Source organism: Vibrio makurazakiensis (genome assembly GCF_050337375.1).
In the GTDB taxonomy this organism is placed as follows: domain Bacteria; phylum Pseudomonadota; class Gammaproteobacteria; order Enterobacterales; family Vibrionaceae; genus Vibrio; species Vibrio makurazakiensis.
In genome coordinates this window covers 1-13,610 of the sequence record NZ_JAKJSW010000117.1, presented here as the reverse complement: position 1 = coordinate 13,610, position 13,610 = coordinate 1, and the positions used below count along the sequence as shown (strand labels likewise).

Sequence of the window (13,610 nt, the reverse complement as noted above, 5' to 3'; positions counted from 1 at the left end):
CTATAAATATAGTATGTGTATCAGAAACCAAGACGCCTCGCTTGCGCGTTTCTGGAATAAGGCTAGACTTCGGGGGGAGGCTAGCCTTTCTTTTCTTTATCCCCTTTCCTCTCTCTGCTTTTTTTCTTAGAATCTCGTCCAGTTACTTACATTGAGATGAATTATGAACAAAAGCGTACTCACCAACCTTGTTGCTTTAACGCTGTTGGCAATAGGCTACTACACCAATAATGCTTATGCTTTATACGCTGGTTTGTTTGCGTTCTCCGGAGCAGTGACAAACTGGTTAGCCATTCATATGCTGTTTGAAAAAGTACCGGGACTTTATGGTTCAGGTATCATCCCTGCTCGCTTTGAAGAATTTAAAGCCGCAATCAAGCATTTAATGATGGAGCAATTCTTCACAGCAACAAACATCGATCGCTTTCTAAACCAAGAAATGGGCGGCAAAACGCTAAACCTTGAGCCTGTCATTAAAAAGATAGATTTTAACCCTGCGTTTGATTCGCTCGTTGAAGTGATTGCTAATTCTTCTTTCGGCGGCATGCTAGCAATGCTTGGTGGTACTGAAGCGCTGCAACCACTTAAAGAACCTTTTGTTGAAAAAATGAAAGAGTCTGTCGTTGAGATCAGTCAGAGCGATGCTGTAAAGACAGCGATTAAAGAAGAGCTTGAGTCACCAGCAATGATGGATGAAATTAAAGAGAACATTGAAGCGATCATTGACCAACGTTTAAATGAACTGACTCCTCAATTAGTGAAAGACATGGTTCAACAAATGATTAAACAGCACCTAGGGTGGTTAGTCGTTTGGGGTGGCGTTTTTGGTGGTGCTATCGGATTAATTTCTGCGGTTATCACGCTTTAATTTAAAAGTTTATACTCACATCAAATAAAACGGGAAGCTCTGACAGCTTCCCGTTTTTCTATGCTTTTCTTCTATCTCTTCGCGCTAAATCAATTCAATGTTGCCAACAGCTCAGCGTTCACACCAAACCCTGATTTATGCTCTTCAATAACCACTTCACTACGAGTTTGAATAACACCAGGTAAAGTGCCTAACTTACTCGACATAAACTCTTGGTATGCCTTCATATCTTTAACGCGCACTTTTATCATGGTGTCAAAGTCTCCAGACAGCGAATAGCACTCTTCAATCTCAGGGATCGACTCCACGGCATCCGCAAACTTTTCGAAGATAGAGAAGCTCGTTTGATCTAAGCGGATATGAATAAAAACCTGAACATCGAGCCCCAGTTTCTCGGCACACAACTCAGCATGATATCCCTTGATATAGCCTTCTTTTTCTAAACGTTTAAGGCGGTCAGAGCAAGGTGAAGTGGTTAGATTAACCAACTTAGCAAGTTCAACAACAGCTAAACGGCCCTTTGCATGTAGAATTCTCAAAATGTCTTTATCAATTCGATCTAGTTGATTACTCGCCATTATTTCACTCGTTTACTTAGCTGATAAAACAATTATATTCGATAGCCAAACCACGACTTAACATTTTTGTAAAATAAATAAAGCACCATCACGCTTTTTACTTCAGATTGCCATATAAGTGGTTAACCCAATCAATCACAATAAATAAAATCGTTACGACCTGGTGCCAAATTCACTTAACAAGCTCCAATCCTCACTTTATTTATTGATTTACATTCACATAGATTTTATTAATAGATCGCAATGATTTAGTCAGTGTATAAAATTAAAATTATTTGTTAACAATGCGTTACAACAATGACCTGCGCAATAAATAAAATGAGCTAAATAGACAAGTAAAGATCGAGTAATCCAATAATAATGATTACATCTAAATGAGAAGGAGTACTCGGTATGATGACACAACAACTTGCTTACAAACCCTTTGGGATCGGTTCATGGAACCACACTACGGTTTCTAAAGATGTGGCAGAGGCACTGGCAAAGGAATATCTAAGCTACGGATGGCCAGTCAAAATAGATGGAGCTCAGTGTAACGAGCAAACTAAAGTTGCCTAAATACAACAGACTTCTAGCTCACCGGTAGCGATATTTTCGCGATGCTCAAACCAAGCTAGCTAGGCAACATCACTTGTGTTTCTGATTCTGAACGGCAGTTGCAAGTTCGACAAAAATGCTGACGTTCAAGATCATAATAATGCGTTCCCCCGACCAAACGGTTTACCCATTGCTGAACACTGCAAAACAATCCTGAAGAGCTTTGATCCTCAACCGGACAGCGCTTCATAATTGATTTATGTAACGTCGTTTTTTTACATGCTTTGCAATATAGATCAGGCATACCTTATGTTCCATGAGGTGAGTTGTTATTGATAGTTGACACATAATGTTCAACTGAGTTCCCAAAATCATGTGCTCGATATCAAAAATGAGTACTAAGTACAAAAAACACGCAAAACCATGTTTAATTTTTTGATATTAAATACCTTCTTGATCTCAAAAGTGCCTCAAACCTAACCTCCGATTTTGTCCACATCACCTCATATTGAAAAGAGACATGCTTAACTCTTAACAATCCGCTTACTGATCAAAGAGCCCAACGTGATATAAACTGAAGCCACTGCGTCGAAACCTTCTAGCGCACAACAAATACAATATCTTCACAGAGGTCATGGCTATGTTGCAGCAAATTCAAAATAAAACTTTATTGTCATTTATGGTTCCACCATCAAAGGATACCCTCACAGTCATCAACCCCGCTACAACTGAAGTTATTGGTTATGTTGCAACATCAAGTGAAAGTGAAATCCTCTCCTATATTGAACAGTCACATTCGGCACAACAAGAGTGGGCTCAACTGCCCGCAAAAGTCAGAGCGAAGCGCTTACAGCACTGGTTCCAGCTACTGATTGAGAATAAAGATGACCTTGGATACTTAATGACTTTGGAACAAGGGAAACCATTAGAAGAAGCAAAAGGCGAAGTCGTATACGGAGCCAGTTTTGTTGAATGGTTTGCAGAAGAAGCTAAACGTACTTACGGTGAAAGTATACCAAGCCCCTCCGGGGACAAGCGTTTCATCACTATCAAGCAGCCTGTCGGTGTAACTTGTGCTATCACCCCATGGAATTTCCCTAATGCGATGATCACTCGCAAAGCAGCGCCAGCACTGGCAGCTGGTTGCAGCTTCATTGTAAAACCTTCAGAACATACGCCACTATCGGCTTTTGCTATCGCTGAGCTTGCTTACCAAGCAGAGATCCCACGTGAACTATTACGAGTCGTAGTAGGTAAAGACCCGATAGAAATTGGTCGAATTTTCACTTCTCACCCATTGATAAGAAAACTGTCGTTCACTGGTTCAACTCAAGTGGGTAGAACACTGATGCAGCAGAGCGCAAATGATGTAAAGAGAACCTCAATGGAGTTAGGCGGTAATGCCCCATTTATCGTATTCGAAGACGCCGATATCGACGCTGCAGTACAAGGAGCGATTGCATCCAAATTCCGTAATGCAGGGCAAACTTGTGTGTGTGCCAACCGATTCTATATTCACCACTCTATCTATGAGAAATTTGCCACTAAATTCCAACAAGCAACCGAACGATTAACCGTAGGAAATGGATTAGATCAAGGGATAAACATTGGCCCTTTGATCACTCCATCAGCTAAAGAGAACATTCTATCCATTGTCGAACAAGCTATTGCACAAGGAGCAGAGCCAACTGCGCCAATATCACCTCGCCCAGGGCARTTCCTTGATCCGATCATATTAAAAAATGTCACACATGATATGGATATAACACAACTCGAAATTTTTGGTCCTGTCGCACCGTTGATCAAGTTCGATACTGATGAAGAGCTTATCCGCATGGCGAACGACACCATCTACGGGTTAGCGGCGTACTTTTATAGTCAGAACATTAACCGAGTTTGGAAAATCTCCGAAGCTCTCGAATATGGCATGGTCGGCATAAATGAAGGCGTCATATCAAGTGAAGTGGCACCGTTTGGCGGTATTAAACAATCGGGGATTGGCCGTGAAGGTGCAAAACAAGGTATTGATGAGTACCTAGAATTAAAATATCTATGTTTCGGCGGATTACAGTAATTATGCGACAGCCCAGTGAACCTTCAACTTTAGATTCACCACTCGTGCCAAATCAGTGGCACGACATAGAGAATGGACGACTTTACTGGGCTCCAAATTTCATAGATGCTCAAGAAGCAGCTCAACTCTTTGCAGCTTTACAACACGAACTTGAATGGCGAAGTGACGAAATTACTATTTTTGGTAAGACAACGCCCATACCTAGACTTCAAGCTTGGTATGGAGACAAAAGTTATCGTTACTCAAACATCGAGCTCACACCTAAACCTTGGTTACCCAGCTTATTACCTCTGAAATCAGCCTGTGAGAAAATGGCAGGTACACAGTTTAATTCGGTGCTTGCTAATTTGTATCGTGATGGTTCTGATTCAAACGGCTGGCATAGCGACAATGAACCGGAGTTAGGCAAGCAGCCAATCATTGCTTCATTAAGCTTAGGAGAAACGAGAAAGTTTCATCTAAAGCATAAAACCACGAAGAAAAAATATACGTTTAACCTAGTTCCCGGTAGCTTGTTAATCATGGCAGGCGACACGCAGTCATTTTGGTTACACACCATCCCCAAAACCAAGCTCAATAAAACGGCTCGTATCAACCTGACTTTCCGCTCGATAGTCTAAGAAGCCGTCCCCAAATTTGATTACATAAACCTATAAAATTTGGCTAGATAATAAACAAAGTGAGACACCTAATACACTATTTTTCTGCATCCTAACTATGATGGAAAAAGAAGTATTCTGTATGAGGAAGAACTTATGAATTATCAAAATATTTTAGTCGCAATAGAGCTAACAGAAGAAAGTAAACAACTCATCGATCGCGCAGTGTCTATGGCGAAGTTAACGAAAGCAAACCTGTCATTTGTTCATATTGATGGGACACACGGTGAGATTTATCCAGAACTGATCGACATTCAAAGTGACCCCAAAAGTAGGCCTCTCAACGAACCATCCAATAATCTACTGGAGATGTTTAGAGAATATGCCGACTATCCTTTACATCAATTTTTAATTGGGACTGGAGACTTAGGAGACAAGCTTGAAAACACCATTAATGATAATGGCTTCGACCTTTTAATTTGTGGCCATCACCACGATTTCTGGAGCCAAATAGTCTCCTACTCTCGCCACCTAATTAATAAGTCTTCAATAGATATCCTAGTCATCCCTATCAAATAATATTCAGAGCCATCTTCTGCTTCCAATAAAAAGAGCCACTTCATATAAAGTGGCTCTTTTACTGTCTCTATGTAGCAGCCCAACATTGAACTTTCAGCAATTTTACACTGTAAATAAGTTCTTCTATCGGCTTACTTTGACTGAGGCAACATGACACCTTGAGCGTATTCAACAATTTCTGTATCACTGTTCGGCTTATACATTCTCAGGATACCTGTCCAACCCGCTTCAACATCAATATTGTTAATTGCGCTACCACCACAGTTAAAGTTTACGGTGTAGGTGCCATCTTGATTAGATTCAAGTTCACCCTCACGGCTAGACAGCGCAAAGTTATCAGTATGAACATAAGCATCTGCACCATAAGTCGTGATAGAGAAGAAACCTTGGTCTCCCAATGGTGGAGCCTCAAACGTCATGGTTTGACAAGCCCCTGAACGATCCTCTGCTAACAACACCTTGTAATAGGCATGCTCAGTTGGTAAACCGCCAAAGCCCATAGAAGTGAGTCCACGAGCATGAAATAGCTCAACATCACGTGCTTTTAAATTCTGTTCAGGCTTCAAAGCTTTACCTTCTGGCGCGCCCATCGCTTTAGTAAAGTCGAGCTTCAATACATCCGCTTCTAAGCCTAATCGAGCTTCTTCTCGGTCATGTTGGTCAAATCCTTTTGGCTGATATAAGTCAGCGGAATTTGCATGTCCTTTGATCATGTCTTGTTTTTTATTGCCTTCTAAAAAGGCTTCAGCTGAGTTACCAGAAACTTGAGTTCGAGCAATCACCCAGACATGCTCACCAGAAGACAACATATCAGGTGTTATTGTGACTTTATTTTTACCCTTTTCAGCATAGATAACAGCAACAGTTCGGTGGTTCTCATCAATAACTTGCAGTGTTTGGTAAGTATCTAACTCTGGTAGTTCAAACGAGACCCCACCTTTGGTGTCCCAAATCGATTTCGAATACAGAGTGTCACGGTTTTGTCGAACCACAGTTTGAGTATCCATCGTTAACAAAATACGATCATGCGTAAAATTGTTAATCCCTGACTTTGTCTGTTGTTCGAAGAAATATTTGTCAGATTCAGCGGCGATAAAGTTTTCTTTTGTAACCTGACGGTCGCCACCATTTTCAATTTGAACAGCTGTTGGTTGACCGCGTTGAGGGAGGTGGTCACCAAGGTCATGCGCCATTGCAGTACCAGAAAGAGAACACATAACAATAAGGGATGCGATGATAGTACGTTTCATAAGATTGCCTCTATTCAAAAATTTGTAAGCTAAGTAATGAATTAGAAAGTTATGAGTTCAGAGCCACCTTGCCTTTTATGAATGACCAATCCTTGTTGGTTTCTCATATTCTCTCGATGGACTTATAGTATTCAGTTCCTCTGCTCATTTCTGATATTGGGCGAGCTCGAAAATGTTGATAGGTAATATCATTCTAAAACGCAAAAAAAAGAGCCGCTAGAGCGGCTCTTTCATGTCATGTTAAATGACCGATTTCAATGTTGCTGTTGTAACTAATCTAGTTCAACTAAGTTTTTCTCAAACTCTTTGTGTTGAGCTTGAACACACTCTTCAGGTTCACCAGTAATTAAGCTCACCACAACGATAGCAATCGTCGATAGAATGATACCAGGGACGATTTCGTACACATCGAACCAACCGCCAGTAAACTGCTTCCAAAGAACGATAGTCACACCACCGATAACAATACCCGCTAGAGCACCATTACGGTTCATACGTTTCCAGTAAAGGCTTAGTACAATGGCAGGACCAAACGCAGCACCAAAACCAGCCCAAGCGTAAGAAACAAGGCCAAGAACAGAACTGTCAGGTGTCATTGCAAGGAATAGTGCTACTAGTGAAATACCGATAACCGCAATACGACCAACACGTACAATCTCTTCTGACGTTGCGTCTTTCTTAAATACTTGCTTGTAGAAATCTTCTGCTAGAGCTGAAGATGAAACAAGAAGCTGAGAATCCGCAGTACTCATAATCGCCGCTAGAATCGCCGCTAGTAAGATACCGGCAATCACTGGGTGGAACATCGCGTTCACAAGTAGCATGAAGATCTTCTCACCATCGTCTAGAGCTGCTGAGCCAGAGTTAGTCACGTAAATTAGACCAACAAGACCTACTAGCATTGCACCTACCATAGAAAGTGCAGACCAGATAACCGCGATACGACGTGCCGTTGTTAAATCAGCATTAGTACGTGTTGCTTTGAAACGCGCTAGGATATGAGGTTGACCGAAGTAACCTAGGCCCCACGCAGCAAGCGAGATAATGGCGATTGCAGATAAAGGCTCACCTTTCGCATCATTCCATAGCGTGAGTAGCTCAGGGTTAATCGCATGTAGATCATTTGAAAGCTGACCTAGGCCACCGTTCATTGCCGCAATTGGTACGATCAATAGCGCAGCAGACATTAGAAGGCCTTGAACTAAGTCAGTCCAAGATACCGCTAAGAAGCCACCAAAGAGCGTATATGACACAACACAAACAGTACCGATGATAACGGCTGTTGTGTAATCAAGGCCAAATACTGTTTCAAATAATTTACCGCCAGCTACCAAGCCTGAACTTGTGTAGAAAAGGAAGAATAGAAGAATGAAAAAGGCTGAAATTGTTTGAATCATCTTCGACGTATCGTTGAAGCGACGAGAAAGAAATTCTGGCAGCGTCAATGCGTCTGTTGTAATGCTGTATGTACGTAGGCGTTTTGCACTGATTAACCAGTTTGCCCAAGTACCAATTAATAGACCACCCGCTAGCCAGAACGCTTCAAAACCTGCAGCGTAAGCATAACCTGGTAAACCCAATAGCAACCAGCCACTCATGTCTGATGCACCAGCAGAAAGTGCAGCAGGCCAAGGGCCTAAGCTACGTCCACCTAAAAAGTAATCCGTCGAATTAGATGTACGTTTGTAAGCAATAACCCCGATCGCGAGCATCATGATCAGGTACGCAATAAACGTTGATGTTATCGCAAAACTATTTTCTATCATTTGATAGTCCTCATTTTTAAGAATGCCTTCCCTGCTCCATTGTCGCCAATGGAGAATCACCAGCTTAAATAACAGGTATCTAAGCTGGTTTAACTATGAAAGGTTAGTGAGCGTCACTGCCAAGCTCTAGCAAGGTCGCGTTTCCGCCCACGGCTGTTATATTTATAGTTCGCGTACGTTCTGTAATAAAACGCAGCGATAGATGAGGATCATGAGCAACGAGCATTGACTCAAGATCCGTTTCAGACACCAAACTAACGATGGCACCATCGCGTTTGGCAAGTTGCAAGTTGATACGTTGTTCAACTTGAGTAGAGCCGATATAGCCAACGTTTCTAACATCACAATCTAATAACTGCTGAGCAGCATCGTACGATACTGCTTGAATTAGATTCGATGGTAGATTGGCTTGTGCGGCTGCTTTTTCGACGTGAAGATTCAACTCCACATCATCACTGCAAAGCATCACACTGTTACCGGCTAACAACGTAGCAGACACCATAGCTATAGTGGTTTGCTGCGCTGAAAGTTTGTTATCACACTCGTCTAAAACAATCAGTGCTACGCCGCGACCTGCGACGTAAAGCTCATTAGTCTCGCCTGTTGGCCCGACTAATTGATGGCTTTCTTCGAGTAGATTTGAAGCCTGTTGAATATGGAAAGTGCTTACCGGGCCATAAGCCGGGTTCAAACCTTCCAATTCAGATTTAAAAGAAAGAAGGTGATCGCTCTTATAAGCGAACTCCGTTAAATTCCACTGTTCCCACGCAAGCAATGCATCAGAAAAACCCGCCACTTGATGAACCATGATACTGCTCCTTATGCCTTGTCTTGTGTGATTAGCTGAACGTTAGTAAATCGGTATAGGTAGTGAGGACCACCAGCTTTAGGGCCAGTACCTGATAAACCTTGGCCACCGAACGGCTGTACGCCAACCACTGCGCCAACTTGGTCACGGTTGATGTAACAGTTACCTACGCGAGCATGCTTCTCAATCCAGCGATAAGTCGTTTCGTTGCGGCTGTGAATACCCATCGTCAAACCAAAACCAGTTTGATTAATTTGCTCAACCACATTGCTTAACTCGCTCGCTTTAAAACGAACAATGTGCAGCACAGGGCCAAACTGCTCTTCTTTCAAACAGCTAATATCATCAATTTCAAACGCGCTTGGTGGAACAAAATCACCTTGAGCACATTCATCGGAAAGCGTTAATTGAGAAACTTTCTTTTGAGTAGCTGTCATATTTTCTAAATGCGCCAACAGTTTTTGTTTCGCATTCGTGTCAATCACAGGACCCACATCAGTTTTGTGCAGATGTGGAATACCAACATGCAGCTCGTCCATTGCACCTTGAATCAAAGCAACAATACGGTCTGCGATGTCTTCTTGAACATAAAGCACACGCAATGCAGAACAACGTTGGCCAGCAGAAGCAAAAGCCGAACGAATAACATCACGTACAACTTGTTCAGGCAGCGCTGTACTGTCAACGATCATTGCATTTTGGCCACCAGTTTCCGCAATAAACGGTACCGGCTTAGCATCACGACTTGCTAGCGAGACATTGATACGTTGCGCCGTTGGTGTTGAACCCGTGAAAGCAACACCAGCAATTGCCGTATGAGACGTTAATGCGCTACCAATTTCTGCGCCGCGACCAGGCAGTAATTGAATAGTACCTGCAGGGAACCCTGCTTCATTCATCAACTCAACAGCTCTTGCAGCAATTAAGCTTGTTTGCTCGGCTGGTTTTGCAACAACAGTATTACCTGCAATAAGTGCAGCACTCACTTGACCCAAGAAAATCGCTAATGGGAAGTTCCATGGGCTGATACAAACAAACACACCACGACCTTCACGAGAAGATAAACGCGTCTCGCCATCAAAGCCTTTCAGCTCAAATGGAGCTAGGTTAGTTGCTTGTTTCGCGTAGTAACGACAAAAATCAACCGCTTCACGGACTTCATCAACACTGTCGTGAATAGTTTTACCAGCTTCTTGGTGACATAGCGCAACCAACTCTGCCAAGTTATCTTCAAGCAGGTCAGCAAGCTTTTCTAATAGAAGGCTTTTTTCTGCAATAGGAACCGATTTCCAGGTAGGGAAAGTAGCRTCAGCACCTTCAATTGCAGCGGAAACATGATCAAGGTTTGCAAAAGCAACCTGACCAACATTAATACGACGATCATAAGGTGCCGTAATCGCTTCTACCGAATGTTCAGCCTTGATCATGCTTTCGAAATACGACTCGCCATTGATCATCGGGCCAGCAGACCATTGCTTATCTAAGAAGCGATGTACTTCTTTTTCAAACTTGTGCGCTTCGCTCTCGATATCAATATTCACACCGTACGAGTTTTTACGCTCAGGGAAGACTTGAGATGGCAAAGGGATCTGTGTGTTATTCAACGTATCGAACGCCAATAACATATCAACAGGGTGTTGAGTTAACTCGCTAATAGGGCAGCGGGCATCAACCAAGCGGTGAACAAATGAACTGTTTGCGCCGTTTTCTAAAAGTCGACGTACAAGGTATGGCAATAAGTCCTTGTGGCTACCAACTGGAGCGTAGATACGCACCGACTGCTGGTAGGCTGCCATTGCATGGTTATAAAGTGAATCACCCATACCATGCAAGCGTTGGAATTCGAAATCTTTATGATCAGCCATTACCGCTATAGCAGTAACGGTATGGGCATTGTGGCTCGCAAATTGTGGGAAGATGTTTCCACGAACGTTGTCACTCAGTAAGAAACGAGCACAAGCAAGGTAAGCAACATCTGTCGCTTCTTTACGAGTATAAACAGGATAGTTGTCATAACCGGCTTGCTGTGACCATTTGATCTCACTATCCCAATACGCACCTTTAACCAAGCGAAGTGGGATCATATCACCCTGCTCTTTCGCTAAACCATTTAGCCAAGCTAATACTGGCAGAGCGCGCTTAGAATACGCTTGAATAACAAGACCAAATTTACCCCAGCCTTTGACTAACTCACTGCGGTACAACTTCTCAAACAACTTAAGCGACAGTTCAAGACGGTCAGCTTCTTCTGCATCAATAGTAATCGCAACATCAAGCTCAATCGCACGACGTAGAAGTTGACCTAACGTATCGCATAGCTCAGAAAGCACACGTTCTTCGTTTGCGACTTCGTATCGTGGGTGTAATGCTGAAAGCTTGATAGATACTGAAGGCGCAGGGCTTTTAGGGTTTGAATAAGTGTCACGACCAACGGCTTCAATTGCCATTAGGTAATCTTTGAAGTACTTATTTGCGTCAGCGGTCGTTAAAGCTGCTTCACCCAGCATATCATAAGAATACGTGAAGCCTTTGTCGCGCATGCTGCGACCATTTTTCTGTGCTTCAGCAATGCTACGCCCCAATACAAATTGGTGGCCCATTACTTTCATCGCTTGGTGCATCGCTTTACGGATCACAGGCTCAGAAAGCTTATTTACCAAACGGTTAACAGCCTGCGTAGGGCTTGGGGATTGTTTCTCAGATAAGCCAACGACTTTACCCGTCAACATTAAACCCCAGGTCGACGCGTTTACGAAGACAGAGTCAGAGCTCTTTAGATGAGACTTCCAATCTGCAACGCTTAATTTATCGCGGATCAACGCATCAGCAGTCGCTGAATCTGGAATTCGCATTAACGCTTCAGCAAGACACATCAACAAAATACCTTCTTGAGTATCTAGGCTGTACTCAAGTAGTAGAGCATCAATCATTTGGATCGAGCTTTTATCAGCACGGATCACTTCGATTAGCTCTGTAGTTTTACCAGCTATTTGTTGTTTTTCTGTATCAGAAGGCGTTGCTAGCGGTAGCAGCTGCTCTAGCCATTGTGTTTCATCCACCATATATAATGGCGAGATCAGCGACCATAGTTTGTTCAGCGGTTGTTCAACAAACTCCGGCGTTAACACATCAGTTGCAGTAAACATGCGTTTTCCTCAATCTCACACCCGAAAAAGTCGGGCAATCTACAATGGCTAGCAGTGTATTTTGAGAGTATAAGGAATACTTGTCAAAAACTCCGAGTTTTTTGCTAAAAACTCGCTTTTATAACAAAATTAAAACAAGGTCACATATAAAAGAACAACATATTGTGCCGTTTGTGTAGGCTATTTAACAAATAATTGTTTTTTGTATTGGGAAGGAGACATGCCCTGTAGGCGAGAAAAAGTATGAGCGAAGGCACTCTGACCAGAAAAACCACTTAATTCAGCCACTTGCCCCAAGCTTAAGTTTCCTTGTTCAATAAGGCTTCTTGCTCGATCAATGCGCTTACCCAGTACATACTGGTGTGGCGTGATCCCGATAAGCTCTTTGAAAAGCATGTGGAACTGACTTTCACCCAAAAATACACTTCCAGCTAACTGCGCAACAGAGATCTTATTCGACAAATGTTGCTCGATATAACGGTCGATCACTTCAAGATCGAAACGTGAATCTTTGTGTGAGGCTTCAAATACCGAGATGTGGCGCTGTAATAAAGCAATCACCGTATCGTTACAGGCACGGCTAAGTAAAAGATCATCAGGGCTGGCATGCATTTCTTGTACTAGCATTTGAATCAGCTTTTGAATTTGTCCGTCCAATTGAAAGTAGGTATTGGCACTAGAAAGTTCATTCAGCTTATTTAACATCAAGGGATCATCATCAGATGGCACTGGCATATTCAGTACCAAAATATCCGACTGTTCGACTACGCCTCCGAAAGCATGATCAGAGCTTGCTGTTACCACACAGCCCTGCCCTGGCCCGACTAAGTTACCTTGGCCACTGACTTCAAACTCTGCTTGCCCTTTTAAGCCAATTACAACTTGGGTGTAATGATGTTCGTGACAATCCATATGAGATGGCAAGGTCACAATCTCCGCAGGACGTGGCATATCAACACTTGGCGTGATAGTAGAAGGTAAAATAAGAGGCGCTATTAGTTTCGGCATGGTAATCAAATTTTCGAGCACAGATCGTAAATAATACTCTTAAAAAGACGGAAGATGAATTTGTTAATGCCCTAATCCTTCCCAAGGATCGATAAAATCATCGAGCAATCACGATCTTACTCCATGATCCTCGCGATCATGCTTCCCGGAAAGATGATCAAGAAGTGATAACTTACGGCTAATGTAGGACCAATATTAATTTCAGAAAGCAAGTGTCACTCTAATATTTCTTGAAAAGCTCAACAAAGTTGAAGACAAAGCGACTATTAAAAGCTTTTTAGTAGATTCATTGTCAATAAAAAGCTATAAATGCTAGTGCTAACTAAAATTCATCGAATAATGAAGATTAACCTCAACCGTTAATCTATGATTTTGAAATTATTTCTATTTACTATGC

11 protein-coding genes are annotated in these 13,610 nt (G+C 42.4%); 5 read left to right on the top strand and 6 right to left on the bottom strand.

Features of this window, described 5'->3' with window-relative positions; translation table 11 throughout:
* Nucleotides 1-163: 163 nt before the first annotated feature.
* Nucleotides 164-868, top strand: coding sequence for a DUF445 domain-containing protein (locus L4C33_RS13705; RefSeq protein ID WP_428812987.1), 705 nt, complete (start codon nucleotides 164-166; stop codon nucleotides 866-868).
* A gap of 89 nt (nucleotides 869-957) precedes the next feature.
* On the opposite strand, the gene L4C33_RS13700 is transcribed toward L4C33_RS13705, so the two are convergent.
* Complete coding sequence (locus L4C33_RS13700; protein ID WP_428812986.1) at nucleotides 958-1,446, bottom strand: Lrp/AsnC family transcriptional regulator; 489 nt, start codon at nucleotides 1,444-1,446, stop codon at nucleotides 958-960.
* Between the two features lie 393 nt (nucleotides 1,447-1,839).
* On the opposite strand from L4C33_RS13700, the gene L4C33_RS13695 reads away from it, so the two are divergent.
* The 4 genes from L4C33_RS13695 to L4C33_RS13680 all read left to right on the top strand — a co-directional run bounded on the left by L4C33_RS13695 (nucleotide 1,840) and on the right by L4C33_RS13680 (nucleotide 5,235).
* Complete coding sequence (locus L4C33_RS13695) at nucleotides 1,840-2,004, top strand: hypothetical protein (RefSeq protein ID WP_428812985.1); 165 nt, start codon at nucleotides 1,840-1,842, stop codon at nucleotides 2,002-2,004.
* Nucleotides 2,005-2,626: 622 nt separating this feature from the next.
* Nucleotides 2,627-4,057 (top strand): NAD-dependent succinate-semialdehyde dehydrogenase, encoded by a 1,431-nt coding sequence (locus L4C33_RS13690; protein ID WP_428812989.1) that lies wholly within the window; start codon nucleotides 2,627-2,629, stop codon nucleotides 4,055-4,057.
* A 2-nt stretch (nucleotides 4,058-4,059) separates the two neighbouring features.
* On the top strand, nucleotides 4,060-4,677 hold the full coding sequence (locus L4C33_RS13685) for an alpha-ketoglutarate-dependent dioxygenase AlkB family protein (RefSeq protein ID WP_428812984.1): 618 nt from the start codon (nucleotides 4,060-4,062) through the stop codon (nucleotides 4,675-4,677).
* A 135-nt stretch (nucleotides 4,678-4,812) separates the two neighbouring features.
* Nucleotides 4,813-5,235: a universal stress protein gene (locus L4C33_RS13680; RefSeq protein ID WP_428812983.1), complete on the top strand. Its 423-nt coding sequence runs from the start codon at nucleotides 4,813-4,815 to the stop codon at nucleotides 5,233-5,235.
* 131 nt (nucleotides 5,236-5,366) lie between these two features.
* Here the strand turns inward: L4C33_RS13680 and L4C33_RS13675 are convergent, their stop codons facing one another.
* From L4C33_RS13675 to L4C33_RS13655, 5 genes are all read right to left on the bottom strand, one after another.
* Nucleotides 5,367-6,485 (bottom strand): DUF1254 domain-containing protein, encoded by a 1,119-nt coding sequence (locus L4C33_RS13675; protein WP_428812982.1) that lies wholly within the window; start codon nucleotides 6,483-6,485, stop codon nucleotides 5,367-5,369.
* 272 nt (nucleotides 6,486-6,757) lie between these two features.
* The gene (gene putP / locus L4C33_RS13670) at nucleotides 6,758-8,248 is read right to left on the bottom strand and encodes a sodium/proline symporter PutP (protein WP_428812988.1); all 1,491 of its coding nucleotides are present in this window, start codon (nucleotides 8,246-8,248) and stop codon (nucleotides 6,758-6,760) included.
* A gap of 106 nt (nucleotides 8,249-8,354) precedes the next feature.
* Nucleotides 8,355-9,059 carry a 1-pyrroline-5-carboxylate dehydrogenase gene (locus L4C33_RS13665; RefSeq protein ID WP_428812981.1) on the bottom strand — a complete coding sequence of 235 codons (705 nt, stop codon included), beginning with the start codon at nucleotides 9,057-9,059 and terminating at the stop codon, nucleotides 8,355-8,357.
* Nucleotides 9,060-9,070: 11 nt separating this feature from the next.
* A complete protein-coding gene (putA, locus tag L4C33_RS13660) occupies nucleotides 9,071-12,205 on the bottom strand; it encodes a bifunctional proline dehydrogenase/L-glutamate gamma-semialdehyde dehydrogenase PutA (RefSeq protein WP_428812980.1) in 3,135 nt (1,044 codons plus the stop codon).
* Nucleotides 12,206-12,385: 180 nt separating this feature from the next.
* Nucleotides 12,386-13,213 (bottom strand): AraC family transcriptional regulator, encoded by an 828-nt coding sequence (locus tag L4C33_RS13655; RefSeq protein ID WP_428812979.1) that lies wholly within the window; start codon nucleotides 13,211-13,213, stop codon nucleotides 12,386-12,388.
* Nucleotides 13,214-13,610: the final 397 nt, after the last annotated feature.

Bases quoted from the DNA above. Each gene is read 5' to 3' on its own strand.
- L4C33_RS13705 (WP_428812987.1), top strand. From the start codon at position 164: ATGAACAAAAGCGTACTCACCAACCTTGTTGCTTTAACGCTGTTGGCA.
- L4C33_RS13700 (WP_428812986.1), bottom strand. From the start codon at position 1,446: ATGGCGAGTAATCAACTAGATCGAATTGATAAAGACATTTTGAGAATT.
- L4C33_RS13695 (WP_428812985.1), top strand. From the start codon at position 1,840: ATGATGACACAACAACTTGCTTACAAACCCTTTGGGATCGGTTCATGG.
- L4C33_RS13685 (WP_428812984.1), top strand. From the start codon at position 4,060: ATGCGACAGCCCAGTGAACCTTCAACTTTAGATTCACCACTCGTGCCA.
- L4C33_RS13680 (WP_428812983.1), top strand. From the start codon at position 4,813: ATGAATTATCAAAATATTTTAGTCGCAATAGAGCTAACAGAAGAAAGT.
- L4C33_RS13675 (WP_428812982.1), bottom strand. From the start codon at position 6,485: ATGAAACGTACTATCATCGCATCCCTTATTGTTATGTGTTCTCTTTCT.
- L4C33_RS13665 (WP_428812981.1), bottom strand. From the start codon at position 9,059: ATGGTTCATCAAGTGGCGGGTTTTTCTGATGCATTGCTTGCGTGGGAA.
- L4C33_RS13655 (WP_428812979.1), bottom strand. From the start codon at position 13,213: ATGCCGAAACTAATAGCGCCTCTTATTTTACCTTCTACTATCACGCCA.